Source organism: Novosphingobium sp. SG720 (assembly GCF_012275365.1).
GTDB lineage: Bacteria > Pseudomonadota > Alphaproteobacteria > Sphingomonadales > Sphingomonadaceae > Novosphingobium > Novosphingobium rhizosphaerae.
The window spans coordinates 203801-220332 of sequence record NZ_JAAZQN010000003.1 but is presented as its reverse complement, the minus strand read 5'-3'; the positions used below and the strand labels follow the sequence as shown (position 1 = coordinate 220332).

Here is a 16532-nt window from a genome sequence, read left to right as displayed (position 1 = left end):
GGGGAATGATGAACAGCAGGCAGTGGGGACGGGCCGAGGCGGGCTGGCCGGCAAGGGCGGCGGCCACGGTGGCCATGGCGCTTGCCGCACCAGCGGCGTGGGGCGCGCCGGCGCCGGTGCGCACGGTGATCGTGGCCGACCCGGCCAGTTGGGTTCTGCCCCCGCCGCCGATTGCGGCCGCGTCGCCCACCACCGACGCGGCGCTGGCCGCCATCTACAGCGACGCGCAGTACCTGGCGGGGCCAGACGGCATGCAGGCCTATAACGCCGTGCGCTATCGCATCACCAAGCCGCAGGGGCTGGCGGCGGGCAATATCACGCTCACCTGGTCGCCCGATTCGGGCAGCATGGTGCTGCACCACTTGCGCGTGATCCATGGCGGCGCGGTGCGCGACCTGACGCGTACCGCGCAGTTCACCGTGATGCAGCGCGAACAGAACCTGGAACTGGCCGCCCTGGATGGACGGCTGACCGCCGCCTACCAGATTCCCGGGCTGGAAGTGGGCGACGAGATCGAACTGGCCACCACGCAGACGGTCAAGGACCCGACGCTGCCCGATGCGCGCGGCGATCTCTATCTGCTGCCCCAAGCCAGCGCCACCGGCACGTTTCGCCTGCGCGTGGCCTGGCCGCACGGGCAACCGCTGCGCTGGCAGACCACCCCCGATCTCTCGCTCCAGCCGTTTGCAGGTGGCAAGCTGGATGGAATCGGCGTGGAACTGCACGATCCCGCGCCGCCGGCCGACGTGCCGCAGGGCGCACCGCCACGCTATCGCTGGCGCCGGCTGGTGGAATTCACGAACTATCCCAGCTGGCCCGATTTCTCGCGCCGGCTCTTCCCGCTTTACGACAAGGCCGCCCGGCTCGCCCCCGGCAGCCCGGTGCAGACGGAAGTGGCGCGGATCGCCGCGGCGTCTGCCGATCCCGTGCAACGCGCGGAGGCCGCGCTGCGACTGGTCGAAGAACAAGTACGCTATGTCTATGTCGGGATGGATGGCGCCAACCTGACCCCGGCCGATGCCGACGTGACATGGCAGCGCCGGTTTGGCGACTGCAAGGGCAAGACCGTGCTCCTGCTGGCACTCCTGCGCGGCCTGGGCATCGAGGCGCAGCCGCTGCTGATCCAGAGCCGCGGCGGCGACGGCCTGGCCGATCGGCTGCCCAATCCGGCGCTGTTCGACCATGTGGTGGTGCGCGCGATCATTGCGGGCAAGCCGGTGCTGCTCGACGGCACGCGGCTGGGCGATCGCTCGCTGGCCATGATCCTGCCGCCACCCTGGCGCCAGGGCCTGCCGATCACGCGCGAAGGCGCCGCCATCCTGAGCCTGCCCACGCCGCCCCCCACCCTGCCACGCCTGGTGGCCGTGCTCGACATCGATGACAGCGCGGGCATGAATGCACGGGCCAAAGTGCGTGCCCGCCACATCGTGCGCGGTGACGAGGCGCTGGCGATCCGCAGCTACCTGAGCGGCCTGCCCGCGGTCGATGCCGAACGCGCGCTGCGCAAGTATTGGCAGGCGCAGGAAAACTGGCTGGTGACCGACAAAGTCGCCTGGGAAACCGACGAGGCCCACGGCGCCCTGGTGCTGAGCGCGCAGGGATTGGGCGACGTGGACTGGGAAGACCTGGGCGATGGGACCCATCGCTATACCCTGCCCGGCGCCGGCTTTGCCCCGCCCGACCGGCTACGCCGGCCCGCCGACCAGGACCAGACCCTGCCCTATGAAACCGACTACCCGGTGTTTCGCTGCTGGGTGACGACGGTGCGCCTGCCGCCCTCCGGGGACACGCGGATGTGGCGCTATCACGCCGCGCCGGTGGACCGTTCATTGGGAGGCGTGGCCTATTGGCGCCAGGTGGGGTTGACCGGCAACGTGATGCGCACGGTGATGAGCCGGCGCGTGCTCTTGCCCGAAATCACCGCACAGCAGGCCGCCGATCTCAATCGCCAGATACCCGGCTTCGACAACGACATGTCTTCGGTCTACGAGCAGGACACGTTCAAGGGCGCCGCGCGGCCCAAGGACGATCCCGCGCCGTTTGCCGACGATACCGACTGGCTGGCCGCGAGGACACCATGCAGCGGCCGATGACGCCAAGGTGGGCCGCGCTACCATTGGTGGCGCCCACGCTGGTCATGGTATTGGCGGGCTGCGTGCCCAGCCGCCTGCCGGCGCTGGAAGCCACCTTGGCGGCGCAGCCTAGCGCCACGGCGGCGCTGGCACAGTGGTGCAATACCCAAGGCCTGGCCGATCCCGCCACGATTCGCGCCGCTGCCGATCGCACGCCCCGCGCCGCCCCGCCCGCCGTGCGCAGCGCCCTGGGCGTGGCAGTGGGAGAGCCGCTGGGCTTTCGCCATGTGCGGCTTTCCTGCGGGGGCGTGGTGCTGTCGGACGCACAGAACTGGTTCGTGCCGGCGCGGCTGACCCCGGCGATGAACGACACGCTGGCGCATACCGACACGCCGTTCGGCACGGTGGTGGCGCCCTTGCAGTTTACCCGCCAGCGCCTGGCCGCGCGGCGCGGGCGCATGGCCGAATGCCCGGCGGGCACCGTGCTATCGCACCGTGCGGTGCTGCGCCGGCCCGATGGCGCGGCGATCAGCCTGGTGGTCGAATGCTACACCCGCGCCAGCGTTCAGACGCCGCCGGCCTCGCCGCGCTGATCGACCACGCCGCCTCCGCCACGCTCTCCGCCGCGCAGCTTGGCCATCGCCGCACCGACCAGCAGGACGGGCTCCAGCACGGCCATGCCAACCAGGATGCCGAGCAGGCGATCGTACCCCGGCGCGATATGCGCCGCTTCCCAGCTATCGGGCACCAGTACGACCAGGACCGCAAGGGTGAACTGCGTGCCGACATAGCCCCGGCCGTGGTTGCCGTTTTCGAGATGGCGCCCCAGGGCCACGCCCAGCGCGGTACCAGCCAGCATCAGCCCGGCGCGTGCCGGGCCATGAAGCAGCGCCGCCAGAGCCAGGACCAACGCCGCCAGCAGCCCGCCCGCCAGGCAACCGAGCAGGCGATACCACAGGCGGCGGCTGACCTGGCGCAGCCCGTTGGGGCCGGCAACGGCCGTGACCGGGATCAGCATGACCGCCATGATCGTGATCGCGCCCGACACCAGCGAGGGCAGATCCCACAAGTTGGCCAGGCCCAGCAGCAGCGCCAGTGCCACCCCGCCGCGCGCGCCATGCAGCATGGCATCGGGGCGCCAGCCCACGCCCTGGGGCTTGGGCGCGCGCAGTGCCGGCCAGCGGCGGCGCAGCGTCCAGGCAGATACCAGGCTGACCGCCATGCACGCGGTGGTGCCGGCCAATGTCTCGATCATCCGCATCACGGCAAAGGCCCGCGGATCGGCAAGCGGCATGGCCACGCGATCATAGAGCATCATGGCAAAAGTCAGCCCCATGAACAGCCAGGCATAGGCATGGCGGGCGGTGATCGCGCCATAGAGGCTGATCGTGCCGGCCAGCGCCATGGCCAGGGCCAGGGCAAGCATGTTGCCGCCCAGCGGGCTTTCCAGCAGCAGCAGGCACAGGAGCGCCCCCACCGCCGTGCCGACGATGCGCAGGATCGCGCGGCGCAGGGTTTCCAGCGGATAGCCGCGCATCACCATGTAACCGGTGAACGCGGCCCACGACACGTGCGTGGCGCCGATCAGATGCGCCAGCAGGATCGCGAGCAGGACCGAGGCGACGCATTCGGCCTCGTCCACCAGGCGGGGCGCGAGCGGATCGATGTCTGGCGGAACGGGCGCTGGGGAAGAAGCGGATGAGACGGTCACGACATGATGCCTAGCGCAAACGGAAAGGGGCCGGGAAGGCAAACCTTCCCAGCCCCGTAATCCTGTTCGCCTTGGCGAGCGGCAGCTTAGCTGCCGTGCACCTGGGCAACGTCGATCTTAAGGCCGGGGCCCATCGACGAGGACAGGCCGACCTTGCGGACGTACTTGCCCTTGGCGCCTGACGGCTTGGCCTTGACGATCGCATCGACGAACGCGTCGAAGTTGGCGCGCAGCGCTTCGTTCGAGAACGAGAGCTTGCCGATGCCGCCATGGATGATCCCGGCCTTTTCGACGCGGAATTCGATCTGGCCGCTCTTGGCCGACTTCACGGCGTCCGCCACGTTCGGGGTCACGGTGCCGAGCTTCGGGTTCGGCATCAGGCCCTTGGGGCCCAGCACCTTGCCGAGGCGGCCGACGAGGCCCATCATGTCGGGCGTGGCGATCACGCGGCCGTAGTCGAGGTTGCCGGCCTGCATGTCTTCCAGCAGGTCTTCGGCGCCCACGCGGTCAGCGCCAGCGGCCAGGGCCGCTTCGGCCTTGTCGCCACGGGCGAACACGGCAACCTTGACGTCCTTGCCGGTGCCCGAGGGCAGGCTGACCATGCCACGGACCATCTGGTCGGCGTGGCGCGGATCGACGCCGAGGTTCAGCGACACTTCGAGCGATTCGTCGAACTTGGCGCTCTTGAGATCCTTGAGCAGCTGGATGGCTTCATCCACGCCATAGATCTTCTGGTTGTCCCCCAGCTTTTCGACGAGGGCCTTCTGCTTCTTGGTCTGCTTTGCCATGGTCTCAGCCCTCCACAACCTGCAGGCCCATCGAACGGGCAGAGCCCTCGATGATCTTGGCGGCCTGTTCGATGCTGTTCGCGTTCAGGTCCTTCATCTTGGCCTGGGCGATTTCTTCCAGCTGCGAGCGCTTGATGGTGCCGGCCGAAGCCTTGCCCGGAGTCTTCGAGCCCGACTTGATGCCCACGGCCTGCTTGATGAAGAAGGTGGCGGGCGGAGTCTTGGTCACGAAGGTGAACGAGCGGTCCGCATAGACCGTGATCACGGTCGGCAGCGGCGTGCCCTTTTCCACTTCCTGGGTGGCGGCGTTGAATTCCTTGCAGAAACCCATGATGTTGACACCGCGCTGCCCCAGCGCGGGCCCGATCGGCGGCGAAGGCTTTGCTTCGCCGGCCTTGATCTGCAGCTTGATATAGCCTTCGATCTTCTTGGCCATGATGGCCTCCTTTCATCCTGTTGGGGCGTCATGCCCCGCAGAGTAAGCGGTGATAACGAGTGGCCCGAAAGCCGCTCTACCGCGCGGAATCACGGGCAGCGGATGCCGCCCGCGAAGGGAGCGCCCTTAGCAGGCATGGCCGCAATTGCAACCCGAAAGGGCTGCGGCCAGCGCCAGGGGCGGTAATTCGGGCAGGCCCGGTTACTTGACCAGTTCGACTTCGTCGAAGCCGAGTTCCACCGGGGTGGCGCGGCCGAAGATCGAGACCGACACCTTGACGCGGTGCTTGTCGAAATCCAGTTCCTCGACCACGCCGTTGAACGACGCGAAGGGACCGGCGTTGACCTTGACCGAATCGCCGATTTCGTAATCGACCGCCACCTGGCGGGCGGGCTGGGCCGCGGCCTGTTCGCGCGCGCCGAAATAGCGAGCGGCTTCCTTTTCGGAAATCGGCTGCGGCTTGCCGTTATGGCCAAGGAAGCCAGTGACCTTGGGCGTGTTCTTGACGAGGTGGTAGATATCGTCGTTCATCGCCAGCTTGGCGAGCACGTAGCCGGGCATGAACTTGCGTTCGACCGCGATCTTCTTGCCGCGCTTCACTTCGGTCACGGTTTCGGTGGGCACTTCCACCGCTTCGACCAGCTGCGACAGGCCGATGCGCTCGGCTTCGGCGATGATCGATTCGCGAACCTTGTTCTCGAAGCCGGAATAGGCGTGGATGATGTACCAGCGGGCCATAATGCGTCTCTTGTGCGAAAGTTTGAAGTTCAGGCCAGCTTGAGCAGCCACTGCACGATCATGCCGAACACGGTGTCGATGCCCAGAAAGAACACCGCCAGGATCAGCATCATGATACCCACGAAAATCGCGGTGGTGGTGGTTTCCTGGCGCGTGGGCCACACCACCTTGCGCGCCTCTGCCTTCACCTGATTGAAGAATTCGCCGGGGCTGGTCTTGGCCATGGCCGTGCTGCCTTCGCTGCCTGAATGAATCACATGCCTTCCGCCTAGGGGCCATCGCCGCCCCGGACAGGTCCGGGAGGGGCAGGTCAAGGCTCCGATGTCGGGAGGTTGGCCGTATCTAAGGCGAAGCGCGGCGCTTGGCAAGGGCAGGCCGTTTGGCAGGCCCTGCCCCGACTGCCGCACGCGCCGGGCAGCATGGCGCAACGATCGGAAACAAGCGGCCGCGCCGACCATTGACTGCGCGAACGGGGCGCACGCCAAGCGCCCGCACCAGCAACCGAAACACGACACGAGAGGAGCGCCCGATCATGCGCGCAATCGCCGCAACTGCTGCCCTGCTGCTGGGCACCGCGATCAGCTTGCCGGCCATGGGCCAGCAAGCCACCACCCCGCCGCCAAGCGCTGCTGCTGCCGCGCGCGGCGGCGCCACGACCACCGGCACCGGCGGCATCGCTGCCACCACGCAGGCCAGCCCGAATGGCGCCGCAGTTTCGGCAAACGGCACCGGCCGGGCCACCACGGGTGCGCGCACCGGAACCGCCACGACCGTGCCCGGCATGGCCGGATCGACCGCCAGTGCCGCCGGTACCAGCCTGAACGGCGGCAGCCGCGTGGGCGTCCAGGCCAATCGCCGCGGCGTGACCGCACAGGGCGGTGCCACCGGCTCTGCCCAGGGCGCGCTCGATAGCACGACGCGATCGGCCGTCGATCCGATGGGCTCGGCGATGGGCGGCGCCACGGGTTCGACGCTCGGCGGCACGAATTTGGGCAGCACGGGCCTGGGCGGCACGCTCGGCGCCACGGGCGCTGCGGCGGGCGGCCTGACCGGCGGCCTCTGACCTTTAGCCAAGCACATGAAAAAGGCCGCTACCCGATCGGGGCAGCGGCCTTTTTCAGCGTTCAGACCATCGCGCGGTTGCGATGGCAGGAGCGGAGGCCCTGTCTTAACCGTTTTAATTCGGATACTTGAGACGGCTAACCAGCCAGTGCGGACCCACGCAAACCCTGGGCATCCCGGTCGGCCTGTCTAACCAAAAGCCCCGCGAATCATAGGCGCCCAGGGTGCCTCCCGCGCCATCGCTACAGTCGCAATGGCGCGAACAGCCACGCGCATAAAATCGCAAAGCCTCGAGCCAGTCCGGCAGTGTCCTCGCGATCGCGGACTTTACGCGATGGCCTGCACCCTTGGGCCTGATTTCGAGCTTTTTGGGGTGGGGTTCGCAACTCGGTTATCTCGGTTACATTGGCGGAAATCAGCCGTTTTTTGGGCAACATGAAGTGCAACACGGCGGTTATCTGGTAACCTCTATATAAAGGAATATTCCATCAAATTTATATGCAATAATTTCAATGATATAACCTTTTTGCCAAACTCATATTGCACATGGATAACCTCTAAGAGGTAACCTCAAAAACCGCAGATTTCCGCCATTTCTCGGGCCTGTCCGCAGGCATGTAACCGAGATAACCGACTTGCGACGATGGGGGTGCATCCTGGGCTTGCCGCACCACCGCACAGCCGGCCCGGAAAATGCAAAATTCGAGATGAAGAAGAGGCAAGCGAGGCGTGGGGGCGAGCGCGGCGCGCGAGGTGGCGGGGCGGTTGCCCCCTCGGCCCGCCTCACTGCGGTTGACGGCAATGTTCTACCTATGTTCTCAAACGCCGATGCGAATCGCGCCTGCCCAGATAGAACGCCTGACCACGCTCGCCCTGCGCGTGCTGGAGGAGGCGCTCGCCCAGGCCGAGGCCGAGATCGTCGAACCACACGTCGCGCACCGTCTCGCGCTGCAATGGCTGGTTGCCATCGGCGCCTTGGAGAACTGGCAAGCGCGATCATTCATCGAGGCGATGGGTGCGCCCATCCTCACGCCACACCTGCCCGGTGGCGAGCATTACATTCGGCCGACGCTCATGCGCGGCACACTCCTGGCTGCCTATTACGGCTTGGGAAATCGGCGGCCGCCCGACGGCCTGCGCGCCTCGCTCGCGCGCCGCTTCGCCACGGAATTGCTTGACCAGGAGACCGGCCAGCCACACCCCTGGGTGATGTGCAACCGATACCGCCCAGGCGAACGTGAGACGATCCGCCAGCATTTTGATGCCAAGCTGTGGCGCCAGGTCAACGATGGGCCGGGCATCGTCCATCCCAAAGATCCGGGCTGGGTTGTGCGCGCGGTGGACGGTGAGCTGGTGCTAGACCAAATGACCTGGGGGTTTCCGGTCGTGCTGCGCGGGAAGAAGGGCCAGCCCTTGAAGCCCAAGCCCGTGAACAATGCTCGGTTCGACAAGCTCTCGGGCTTCTGGGCGCGTTGGGCAGGGCCAGCCCATCGATGCTTGATCCCTGCCTCGGCCTATGCCGAACCCATGGGCGAATCCGGCTCCATGACCACCGGTTGGCTGACATTGCGCTCTACATCGACATTTGCCTGGGCGGGCTTATGGCGGGACAGCGGAGATTGGGGGCCGGTTTATACTGGCGTGATGACGCGCAATGCTCCTGAGTTGGCGTCGATCCATGATCGATCACCAGTGATCTTGGCGCGCGAGGACTGGGAAACCTGGCTCAACGCCCCACTGGAAGATCTGCAGCGGTTCGATCGGCCCTGGCCAGCGGATGACGTCTTCGTCATGCCCACCGACATTTCTTGGAAGGATGGCGGCCGTGAAGAGTTGGTGAGTTGGAGCTGGGAGGCGGGGCAGGATCGCGCCCCGCCTTCCACGAGCCCATTCAGTTCGAAATGATCACCTCTCCAACGACCTGGCTCTGCGCCATGCCACCGACCGTGTAGCGCACCGGCACCGCCTCGATCGCGAACCCTTCGAAGATCCGCCGCACCTCGGGCCGGTCATTCAGCGACAGGATGAACCGCCCTTTGATGCCCCGCAGCTGCTCGGCCATCGCCTCGAATTGGCTGCGATCGAACAGATCGCGGCCATAGTCCGTTTCGCAGCCAAAATATGGGGGATCGAGGTAGAACAGCGTTCCCGGCCGGTCATACCTGGCCAGAAAGTCCGACCAGGGCAGGCGCTCGATCACAACGCTGGAAAGCCGCTCATGCGCCGCCTCGAGCACCGGCCCAACCTTGGCCACGTCGAAACGCGCGGGGCCGTCCGTGGCAACGCCGAACGTTCGCTGTGCCACCTTGCCGCCAAACGTCAGCTTTTGCAGGTAGAGGAATCGCGCCGCGCGCTCGAGATCCGTCAGTGTCGCAGGATGCTGCGCCCGCAGCCGCTCGAACCCGGCGCGCGAGGTGACCTGCCAGCGCAGCATATCCATGAAGGCCACATAGTGCCGCTGCAGGATGCGGAAAAACGTGGCCACGTCTTCAGACCAGTCATTGATCACCTCGCATTTCGGCCGCTGGTCACGGCGGAAAAACACGCCGCCCATCCCCACGAATGGCTCTGCATAGAGCCGATGCGGCACGGCATTGATGCGGGCCACCAGGCGCTTGGCGAGCATCTTCTTGCCGCCGATGTAGGGCGCGGGTGGGCGCGTTGGGCTGACCGGTTCGAGCTGGTCCAGCGCGTTCGACAACATTGCAAATGTTCCTTATATGTTCTCGCTGCCGAGTCGGCAGGCGGGATGGCCTCGGATGGGCCTGTCTGGGGACATGACGATCTGCGGTCGTCGGAATGGGGCGTTGCAGCGCCCCTTTCCCCCGCCTCTGGCGGCGGGCGGGAATCCTATCGCGCGCCGGCCGCCACGCGGGTGCCGTCCTGCTTGATCACGCTGCCGTCACTGCACACGTAATCGCGGAAGGCGAGCACCGGCAGGCCTGCCCAATCGTTGACGCGCAGCATGCGGCGCATGATCGGCACGATCTCGGTCTCGAAGAAGGCATCGCGAGTCTGGCTGACATTACCCAGCCCGCCAGCGGCCTGGGGGATCACCCCGATCAGGATGGGCGGTGTCCGGTGCGCGGCCAGCATGTCATCGCGGCTGATGTTCTTCACCGCCGAGAATTCATCCTTCGCCGTCACGTCGGCAATCGGCATGATCTGGATGCCGTCCTTCTTCCCCTTGGGGATATAGACCAGCATGTTCTTGAAGTTGCCCACGCCCTTGGAGCTGCCAAGCTGCTCCTCGATGGCATCGACTGTGGCCTGGTCGGCAAGCGGCTCGCTCACATAGAACACGAAGCCCGCATGCGCACCGTTCAGGTAATAGCGACGGCGGAACAGTGTGGCATTTTCGGACAGTAGCCCGCTTTGCAGCGCTGAGAGCCATTCGGGCAGGCCATAGATTTCCTGCGCCACATCGGGCTGTTGCAACTGGAAGATGGTGCCAGGCGCATAGGCATGCTCGTCGCCGCGCGCGCAGTTGGTCCACCAGAACACGTCGGGATCGATCCCGGCCCGTGTGTGGATGGCCGGGCTGTGCGCTAGGGTTGCGATGCGCCCGCCCAGGTTCGGCACGCTCTCAAGATAGGCATTGCCCATCTGCAGGAAATCCAGCGCCCACCGCTCGAACACATCGGCCGCCAACCAGCGCGAAGGCGTCTGTTGCGCGACCAGCAGGTTGACCTTCAGGCCGATGGCGCTGCGGTGATAGGGCGAGACGTTGAACGTCTGCGACAGCCGCGCCATCGGCAGCGGCGGCTCATACCAGCGCCCGTTGTGCCAGATCTCGAAATACTGGGCGAGTTCGCGGCGATCGAGCACGCTTTCCGGCTCACCAAAGCGGAAAACCTTGGCCGGGGCGTGGCTGGCCTGTTCCTCGGGCTGATCGGCCAGGGCCAGGGCGGTCAAGCTGGGTTCGGTCATATCGGTCCTGTCAGTTGAGGAAGCGCACACGCCCGGCCGGGGCGTGTGTTTCGGCGCCAGCGTCGAGCGGTTCGTTGGAAAGCGCGTGGAGAATGGCCCAGGCGATATCGGCGTGGCCGATCTCGCCATTGCGCCGCGCGGTATAGGTCACGCCGCGCTGGCTCCCGGTGAGCGTTGGGCGGATGGCCATGAAGGCCTGCATCACGTCGGTCCAACCGGCATCGAATTCGATGCGGCCGGCGCGGAAAACGTTCTGACCCTTGATGACCAGAGCCGTCTTGCTCGCCACCGAATACTCGATCTTGCGGGCCAGCGGGAACCACTTGGACACCAGCTCCCACACCGCCTGGCCATGCCCGGTGGTGTCGATCGATATGTCGGTCACATTGTAGCGCTTGCAGACTGCCCGGATCGCGTCGGCCTGGCCCGCGAAGTCCAATCCGTTGAGCCGGATCTTCTCGAGCACCCGAAATTTGCCCCCCGGTTTTTCAGGGGGTGCCAGAACGGCCAGCGCTGCATCATCGCGCCCTTGCTTGTTCGGGTCATACCCAAGCCAGACCGGCTTTTCCCCGAACGGCCGCCCACCAGGGATCTCGATTAGCGCGGGCGCGAAATCGCGCCACTTGTAGAAGCTGTCCACCCGCGCCGGGGCGAGGCGCACATAGGGGAACGAGCTTTCGGAATCGTCGATGTCCTCGCATTCGAACAGGTTGCGGAACCGCTCGTCCGAATATTCGCGGCGCAGCTCGTCCACGTCGACCAGCTTGCCCAGGCCCTTGGCGACAGCGTCATGGATGGTGACCAACTGTTGCCAGCTGCCATCGGGCATGATCGCGCCGTTCCGCAGATTGCGGTGCGAAATATCGAACGGCTGCTGCTCGCCCTTCGCGCGCCCGGCGTTCCACTCCTCGCCAGACCAGAAGCCATAGGATTGGTGCGTCTTGGTCGAAGGCGTGGAGAAATAGGTCTTTTTGTAGATCTTGTGCGTGGCCATACCGCTGGCCACGCCGTTCAGTTCAGTGAACCCATGCACCCAGGCGAATTCGTCGAAGTAGAAGTCGCCGCTCTCGCCCTGCGCTGTCGCGCTGTTGGTGGACAGCGGATAGAAGCCCACCGCATCCATCGCCGGCAGCGCCTGCGGCTCGCCGTCCTCGTCCGTCTCGGCCGGGAACGACAGGTCGAGCATGATAGGGTTGCCCTTCAGCTCCACCCCGGTCACGCGCCGCACCCACTTTACGATCTCGCGGCGGAACTTGTTGGCCTGGCGCTGGGATGCGGACAGGAAAATCTGGTTGCGCGGCGCCGCGTCCCTTTCACCGTCCAAGGTCGCGATGATCGCCTCGGCTACCTTGGCGACCGATTCCCGGCTGAAATAGACGGTGGCGCCAATCTGCCGGCTCTTGCGGATCTTGCGCACGCGCTGGTTGCGCTGCTCCCACCACTCCGCCTGGTATTGGAAACACCAGTCGTGGAAATCATCGAGCAGCGCTTGCCACTGCTCGCGCGACAGGAAATTCTTGCGCTTGTCCGCTCGCTTGGCCTTGGCCTCCTCGTTGTTGCGCTTCTCGATCTTGGGGTTGAGATCGCCCTCCCGTCCGGTCTTGTCGAACTTGCGGATCCGCGCGGCGCGCTCGAGCTGGCGCATCATGAAGTCCACCCGCTTCATGTCGCCTTCGGTGAAAGGATCCTTGTCGAGCAGCGTGGCAAGGCGCGCCTCGAGCCGGTCCTCGACCACCGCGATCGGCGCGTCCTCGTCCCAGGCATCGCGGCTCTTCCACGCGGCCAGGGTGCCATATTTCACGCCCAGTTCGGCCGCGATCTGCGTCAGTTGCCACCCGCGATGATAGAGCGAGCGCGCCTGCCGGCGCTGGGCGCGCGCCACCTGCCGGCTGATCGCCGGGGCGTCGTCATCTGCGTCGGGATGGCTGGTCGGATGCATGGCCACAGCCATGCACCCCGAAACGGCGCCCCTGTCGCCCCGCTCGCTGGGTAGAGGCGGCCTCTACCGCGCGCCCGCGTTGCCGATGCCGCGCCGGGCTGGCTCAAGGGCAACAGCACACGGGTCGCCGCAGCCGGCCCAGCCAACAGGACCGCCCAGGAGCACCCGATGAAGACCAAGCCCTTCCTGCTCGCCACCGCCGGCTCCACCGTCGATGGCCGCACCATCGATGACGCGATGCTGCAGCAGATCGCCTCGAGCTACGATCCCAAGACCTATGGCGCCCGGCTCAACATCGAGCATATTCGCGGCGTCACGGGCGAAAGCCCCTTTCGCGCCTATGGCGACGTGGTCGAGCTGTCGATCGGCAAGACCGAGGTCAATTTCAACGGCAAGAAGGAAACGCGCACCGCGCTCTATGGCGTGTTCGACGTCAACGAAGACGCCAAGAAGCTCAATGAGGCCGGGCAGAAGGTCTACCCCTCGATCGAGATCGAGCCGAACTTTGCGGGCAAGGGCTTTGCCTATCTCATGGGCTGTGCCCTCACCGACAGCCCCGCGTCGATTGCCACCCAGCGCCTGGAATTCAACCGTTCGCTGCCCGGCGCGCTCACCGTGGCAGGCGAAACGCCCGAGCCGCTGGAATTCCCCGACGATCCCGAGGCGAACGGCCCCGGCCTGATCGCGGCTTTCACCGCAGCCCTGGATCGCGTCGCCTCCAAATTTTCGCCCGCGCCCAAGACCGACCCCGCGCCCCCGGCCGATCCCGCCCAGCCCGCCGCGATGGACTTCGCCCAGCTGCGCCCGCTGTTCGAGGAAATGGGCACCGGCTTCGCCAAGGCCATGGCCGATCTGCGCAACGAATTCCGCGCGGATACCGATGCCCTGGCGGTGAAGCTGCAGAAGCTCGAGGCCACCCAGGAAAAGACCCCGGCCCACGACTATCGCGCCCGCACCCGCGCGGACGGCGGCGCCGCGAACTACGAAGACGTTTTCTAAGCCGCCCCTCGCCCGCCCCGCACCCCGTCACCACAGGACCTGAAACACATGGGTTACAATCTCTCCGATCGCGGCCGCCGGGCGCTCGACGGTCTCTATGCCGCCATCGAGCAGCGCAACAATGCGCCGCGCGGTGTCAGCCACCAGTTCTCGCTGGATCCGACTTCGGAACAGCGGCTCGAGGATCTCCAGCGCGAAAACGTCGGCTTCCTGCAGCGCATCAACGTGCCGGGTGTGCGCGATCTCACCGGCCAGGTGATCGGCCTGGGCGCCACCAACATGATCGCCTCGCGCCGCAGCCGCGCAAATCTGCCGCGCCAGCCCCGCTATGTGGGCCAGCTGCAGGACCGCGAATACCTGCTCAAGAACACGCTGTTCGATACCTGGCTGCCGTGGGAAACCATCGACAATTGGTCGAAGTTTCCCGACTTCGCCACGCGCTATTCGCGCCAGGTCGCGATCTCGGTGGCGCTGTCGCGCATCATGGTGGGCTTCCACGGTGTGACGGCGGCGGCCGATACCGATGCCGAAGACAACCCGATGGGCGAAGACGTCAACATCGGGTGGCTGCAGAAGCTCCGGCTCGAGCGCGCCGATCACGTCATGGGCCGGGAAACCGTGACTGCCAACGGCGTGACCACCGCGACCGGCGCTGCCAAGCCGATCTACATCGGCCCCGACAGCAACGTGGCGCAGGGCGATTACAAGAACATCGATGCCCTGGCCTATGACCTGATCGCCGGCATGCCGAGCTGGGCGCGCGCTTCGACCGATCACGTCGTTATCGTGTCGCAGGATCTGGTGGACGAGAAGTATTTCCCCATGATCAACCGTCCGCTGTCCGACACCATCGATGGCGGCCGTTCCACCAGCGACCAGGTCACCAGCGACATCGTCATGTCGACCAAGCAGATCGGCGGGCGCCCGGCGGCAATCGTGCCGTTCTTCCCCGAAGGCACCATGCTGATCACGCCGCTGGGCCAGCCCAACGCGACCGACAGCAGCAACTTGTCGATCTACTACCAGGAAGGCTCGCGCCGCCGTTACATCGAGGACAAGCCCGAGTTGATGGCCGCGCTGGTCGACTACAACTCGGTCAACGAAGGCTATGTGATCGAGCACACCGATTACGCCGTGATGGCCGAGAACATCACCTTCGGCGACCGCCCGTAATACCCGAGGGCTTTGATGGGGAACCTGCCGTGGCCGGCGGCACCCCGGAGCCAGCGCACCGCAGGGGAGGCCACGCGCCCCTGCGGACCACCCGCAACAGGACCAAGCCCCATGAGCAGCCCTTTCCGCCGCCACAAGCAGCGGGTGCAGGCCATCCGCGCCGGCGCCGCCCCGTCCGTCGACAGTACGGCGCCCGCCGAGCCGGACACCAGCACGCCCGAAGGCAAGGAATACGCCGCCCTGCGCGTGCTGCTCCACGACAACCTGCGCGCCCTGAAGGACATTGCCAGCCACGAGGCGCGCATCCCCAAAAAGCGGGAATTTGCCAGCGCATTCGAAGCCTGGATCACTGGCGTCCTCGAGGCTGGCGATCAGGGCAAGGCCGCCCAGGACGAGATTCTGGTCACCAATATGCTTTGGGCGATCGACTATCGCGATTTCGATTATGCCCTGGCGCTGGCCGCGCATGCGATCCGCTTCCACCTGGTGCTGCCCGGCTTCACCCGTACCGTCGCATGCGTCGTGGCCGAGGAAATCGCCGGCATCGCGCTCGCCCAGGCCGAGGCCGTGCCGCACGAAGCGCTGTTGCGTACGCTGGAGCTGGTCAACGGCGCGGATATGCCCGATCCGGTCATGGCCAAGCTCTACAAGGCCATCGGCCGCAGCTTCGCGCGCAAGGCGGACGATTTCGATCCGGCCGCCGACAACGCCCCGGCCGGGGGCAAGGCCGCCTACATCGAAGCTGCCCTGACCACGCTTTCGCGCGCCCTGGTCCTCGACCGCAACATCGGCGTGAAAAAGGATATCGAGCGGCTCGAGCGCCAGAAGAAGTCCATGGCCGAGCAGGCCGCCGCTACCTGATCCACGTATCGCCCACGGCGCTGGGGGGCGGATGGTGGGCCGTGCAGCCGCTTTGCGGTCAAGCCCGGTCAACCATCCCCACCCCCCAAAACCTTCAAGGAACCGCCACCATGTCCACCGGCGTCATTGCAGTCCCTGCCGCCCCTTGGGATCCCGATGACGCGCAGGTTGTGGCCGATGGCTGGTTCCCGCCCATCAAGCTCGCCACCGTGCGCGATTCCGTGCGCCTGGGCGATGGCACGATCAGCACCGAACGCCTTACCATGGCGATCGAAGGCGCCATGCTGCACGCGTTCCGCGAGCTTTCCACCTGGCGCACTGCCAAGGCCAGCGCCGGGGTGGCGGAGCTGGCCGACGTGACCACCGAAACGCTCAACGGCGCCAACGTGGCGGTGAAGCTGTGGGAACGGATCGTCACCTATTTCGCCGCCGCAGATCTCTATGCCGCCTACCGCGACATCAGCGCCACCGACCAAGGCCTTGATCGCGCCCTCGAAAAGGATACCTCCGCCGACGAAGCCCGTCGGGTCGCACTGGGGGCCGTGGCCGATCTGCGTTCCATCGGTGGAGCGCAGGTCGGCCGCAATCGGGTGCGATTGATCTGATGGCCCGCACCGCGACCGCGCTCCAAGGTGAAACCGTCGACGAAGTATGCTGGCGCGTGCTGGGCTACACGCGCACCGTGGTAGAGCAGGTGCTCGAGCTGAACCCAGGCCTCGCCGCGCTTGGCCCCCGCCTGCCTGCTGGCACCGTCATCGTCCTGCCCGAGGCGTCGTCGTCCGCCGCCGCGCAGACCCTCGAAACCGTCAGTCTGTGGGATTGA

General features: G+C 66.1%; 17 protein-coding genes. 9 read left to right on the top strand and 8 right to left on the bottom strand.

Annotation, left to right across the window (positions count from 1 at the left end; genetic code table 11):
* Nucleotides 1–8 precede the first annotated feature (8 nt).
* Nucleotides 9–2093, top strand: coding sequence for a DUF3857 domain-containing protein (locus tag FHW94_RS13280; protein WP_168556319.1), 2085 nt, complete (start codon nucleotides 9–11; stop codon nucleotides 2091–2093).
* On the top strand, nucleotides 2090–2665 hold the full coding sequence (locus FHW94_RS13275) for a hypothetical protein (protein ID WP_168556318.1): 576 nt from the start codon (nucleotides 2090–2092) through the stop codon (nucleotides 2663–2665). Before FHW94_RS13280 ends, FHW94_RS13275 begins: the two co-directional genes overlap by 4 nt.
* Here the strand turns inward: FHW94_RS13275 and FHW94_RS13270 are convergent.
* From FHW94_RS13270 to secE, 5 genes are all read right to left on the bottom strand, one after another.
* Nucleotides 2638–3783, bottom strand: a complete 1146-nt coding sequence (locus tag FHW94_RS13270) for an FUSC family protein (protein WP_168556317.1) — start codon at nucleotides 3781–3783, stop codon at nucleotides 2638–2640. The genes FHW94_RS13275 and FHW94_RS13270 overlap by 28 nt on opposite strands.
* An 86-nt stretch (nucleotides 3784–3869) precedes the next feature.
* Nucleotides 3870–4571, bottom strand: coding sequence for a 50S ribosomal protein L1 (gene rplA / locus FHW94_RS13265; RefSeq protein WP_022675307.1), 702 nt, complete (start codon nucleotides 4569–4571; stop codon nucleotides 3870–3872).
* Between the two features lie 4 nt (nucleotides 4572–4575).
* Nucleotides 4576–5007: a 50S ribosomal protein L11 gene (rplK, locus tag FHW94_RS13260; protein ID WP_022675306.1), complete on the bottom strand. Its 432-nt coding sequence runs from the start codon at nucleotides 5005–5007 to the stop codon at nucleotides 4576–4578.
* Between the two features lie 201 nt (nucleotides 5008–5208).
* Nucleotides 5209–5745: a transcription termination/antitermination protein NusG gene (gene nusG / locus FHW94_RS13255; protein WP_168556316.1), complete on the bottom strand. Its 537-nt coding sequence runs from the start codon at nucleotides 5743–5745 to the stop codon at nucleotides 5209–5211.
* A gap of 29 nt (nucleotides 5746–5774) precedes the next feature.
* Nucleotides 5775–5969, bottom strand: coding sequence for a preprotein translocase subunit SecE (gene secE, locus FHW94_RS13250; protein WP_168556315.1), 195 nt, complete (start codon nucleotides 5967–5969; stop codon nucleotides 5775–5777).
* Nucleotides 5970–6277: 308 nt separating this feature from the next.
* On the opposite strand from secE, the gene FHW94_RS13245 reads away from it, so the two are divergent.
* Complete coding sequence (locus FHW94_RS13245; RefSeq protein WP_168556314.1) at nucleotides 6278–6808, top strand: hypothetical protein; 531 nt, start codon at nucleotides 6278–6280, stop codon at nucleotides 6806–6808.
* An 827-nt stretch (nucleotides 6809–7635) separates the two neighbouring features.
* Nucleotides 7636–8712, top strand: coding sequence for an SOS response-associated peptidase family protein (locus FHW94_RS23275; RefSeq protein ID WP_246866123.1), 1077 nt, complete (start codon nucleotides 7636–7638; stop codon nucleotides 8710–8712).
* Here the strand turns inward: FHW94_RS23275 and FHW94_RS13235 are convergent.
* The 3 genes from FHW94_RS13235 to FHW94_RS13225 all read right to left on the bottom strand — a co-directional run bounded on the left by FHW94_RS13235 (nucleotide 8699) and on the right by FHW94_RS13225 (nucleotide 12676).
* Nucleotides 8699–9511 carry a DNA adenine methylase gene (locus tag FHW94_RS13235; protein WP_168556313.1) on the bottom strand — a complete coding sequence of 271 codons (813 nt, stop codon included), beginning with the start codon at nucleotides 9509–9511 and terminating at the stop codon, nucleotides 8699–8701. The two genes, FHW94_RS23275 and FHW94_RS13235, sit on opposite strands and share 14 nt — an antisense overlap.
* Before the next feature lie 146 nt (nucleotides 9512–9657).
* Nucleotides 9658–10737: a phage portal protein gene (locus FHW94_RS13230; protein ID WP_168556312.1), complete on the bottom strand. Its 1080-nt coding sequence runs from the start codon at nucleotides 10735–10737 to the stop codon at nucleotides 9658–9660.
* A gap of 10 nt (nucleotides 10738–10747) precedes the next feature.
* On the bottom strand, nucleotides 10748–12676 hold the full coding sequence (locus FHW94_RS13225; protein WP_168556311.1) for a terminase family protein: 1929 nt from the start codon (nucleotides 12674–12676) through the stop codon (nucleotides 10748–10750).
* Nucleotides 12677–12844: 168 nt separating this feature from the next.
* Between FHW94_RS13225 and FHW94_RS13220 the strand changes: the two genes are divergently transcribed.
* From FHW94_RS13220 to FHW94_RS13200, 5 genes are all read left to right on the top strand, one after another.
* Entirely contained in the window at nucleotides 12845–13675 is an 831-nt protein-coding gene (locus FHW94_RS13220; RefSeq protein WP_168556310.1) for a GPO family capsid scaffolding protein, read from the top strand.
* 48 nt (nucleotides 13676–13723) lie between these two features.
* On the top strand, nucleotides 13724–14848 hold the full coding sequence (locus FHW94_RS13215) for a P2 family phage major capsid protein (RefSeq protein WP_168556309.1): 1125 nt from the start codon (nucleotides 13724–13726) through the stop codon (nucleotides 14846–14848).
* A gap of 111 nt (nucleotides 14849–14959) precedes the next feature.
* Nucleotides 14960–15709, top strand: coding sequence for a phage terminase small subunit (gene gpM / locus FHW94_RS13210; RefSeq protein WP_168556308.1), 750 nt, complete (start codon nucleotides 14960–14962; stop codon nucleotides 15707–15709).
* Between the two features lie 110 nt (nucleotides 15710–15819).
* Nucleotides 15820–16314: a head completion/stabilization protein gene (locus FHW94_RS13205; RefSeq protein WP_168556307.1), complete on the top strand. Its 495-nt coding sequence runs from the start codon at nucleotides 15820–15822 to the stop codon at nucleotides 16312–16314.
* On the top strand, nucleotides 16314–16532 hold the full coding sequence (locus FHW94_RS13200; protein ID WP_168556306.1) for a tail protein X: 219 nt from the start codon (nucleotides 16314–16316) through the stop codon (nucleotides 16530–16532). Before FHW94_RS13205 ends, FHW94_RS13200 begins: the two co-directional genes overlap by 1 nt.

Coding starts and splice junctions, on each gene's coding strand:
- FHW94_RS13215 (WP_168556309.1), top strand. CDS start 13,724: ATGGGTTACAATCTCTCCGATCGCGGCCGCCGGGCGCTCGACGGTCTC.
- FHW94_RS13205 (WP_168556307.1), top strand. CDS start 15,820: ATGTCCACCGGCGTCATTGCAGTCCCTGCCGCCCCTTGGGATCCCGAT.
- gpM (WP_168556308.1), top strand. CDS start 14,960: ATGAGCAGCCCTTTCCGCCGCCACAAGCAGCGGGTGCAGGCCATCCGC.
- secE (WP_168556315.1), bottom strand. CDS start 5,969: ATGGCCAAGACCAGCCCCGGCGAATTCTTCAATCAGGTGAAGGCAGAG.
- FHW94_RS13230 (WP_168556312.1), bottom strand. CDS start 10,737: ATGACCGAACCCAGCTTGACCGCCCTGGCCCTGGCCGATCAGCCCGAG.
- FHW94_RS13280 (WP_168556319.1), top strand. CDS start 9: ATGAACAGCAGGCAGTGGGGACGGGCCGAGGCGGGCTGGCCGGCAAGG.
- FHW94_RS13225 (WP_168556311.1), bottom strand. CDS start 12,676: ATGCATCCGACCAGCCATCCCGACGCAGATGACGACGCCCCGGCGATC.
- FHW94_RS13220 (WP_168556310.1), top strand. CDS start 12,845: ATGAAGACCAAGCCCTTCCTGCTCGCCACCGCCGGCTCCACCGTCGAT.
- FHW94_RS13200 (WP_168556306.1), top strand. CDS start 16,314: ATGGCCCGCACCGCGACCGCGCTCCAAGGTGAAACCGTCGACGAAGTA.
- FHW94_RS23275 (WP_246866123.1), top strand. CDS start 7,636: ATGCGAATCGCGCCTGCCCAGATAGAACGCCTGACCACGCTCGCCCTG.
- rplK (WP_022675306.1), bottom strand. CDS start 5,007: ATGGCCAAGAAGATCGAAGGCTATATCAAGCTGCAGATCAAGGCCGGC.
- rplA (WP_022675307.1), bottom strand. CDS start 4,571: ATGGCAAAGCAGACCAAGAAGCAGAAGGCCCTCGTCGAAAAGCTGGGG.
- nusG (WP_168556316.1), bottom strand. CDS start 5,745: ATGGCCCGCTGGTACATCATCCACGCCTATTCCGGCTTCGAGAACAAG.
- FHW94_RS13245 (WP_168556314.1), top strand. CDS start 6,278: ATGCGCGCAATCGCCGCAACTGCTGCCCTGCTGCTGGGCACCGCGATC.
- FHW94_RS13235 (WP_168556313.1), bottom strand. CDS start 9,511: ATGTTGTCGAACGCGCTGGACCAGCTCGAACCGGTCAGCCCAACGCGC.
- FHW94_RS13275 (WP_168556318.1), top strand. CDS start 2,090: ATGACGCCAAGGTGGGCCGCGCTACCATTGGTGGCGCCCACGCTGGTC.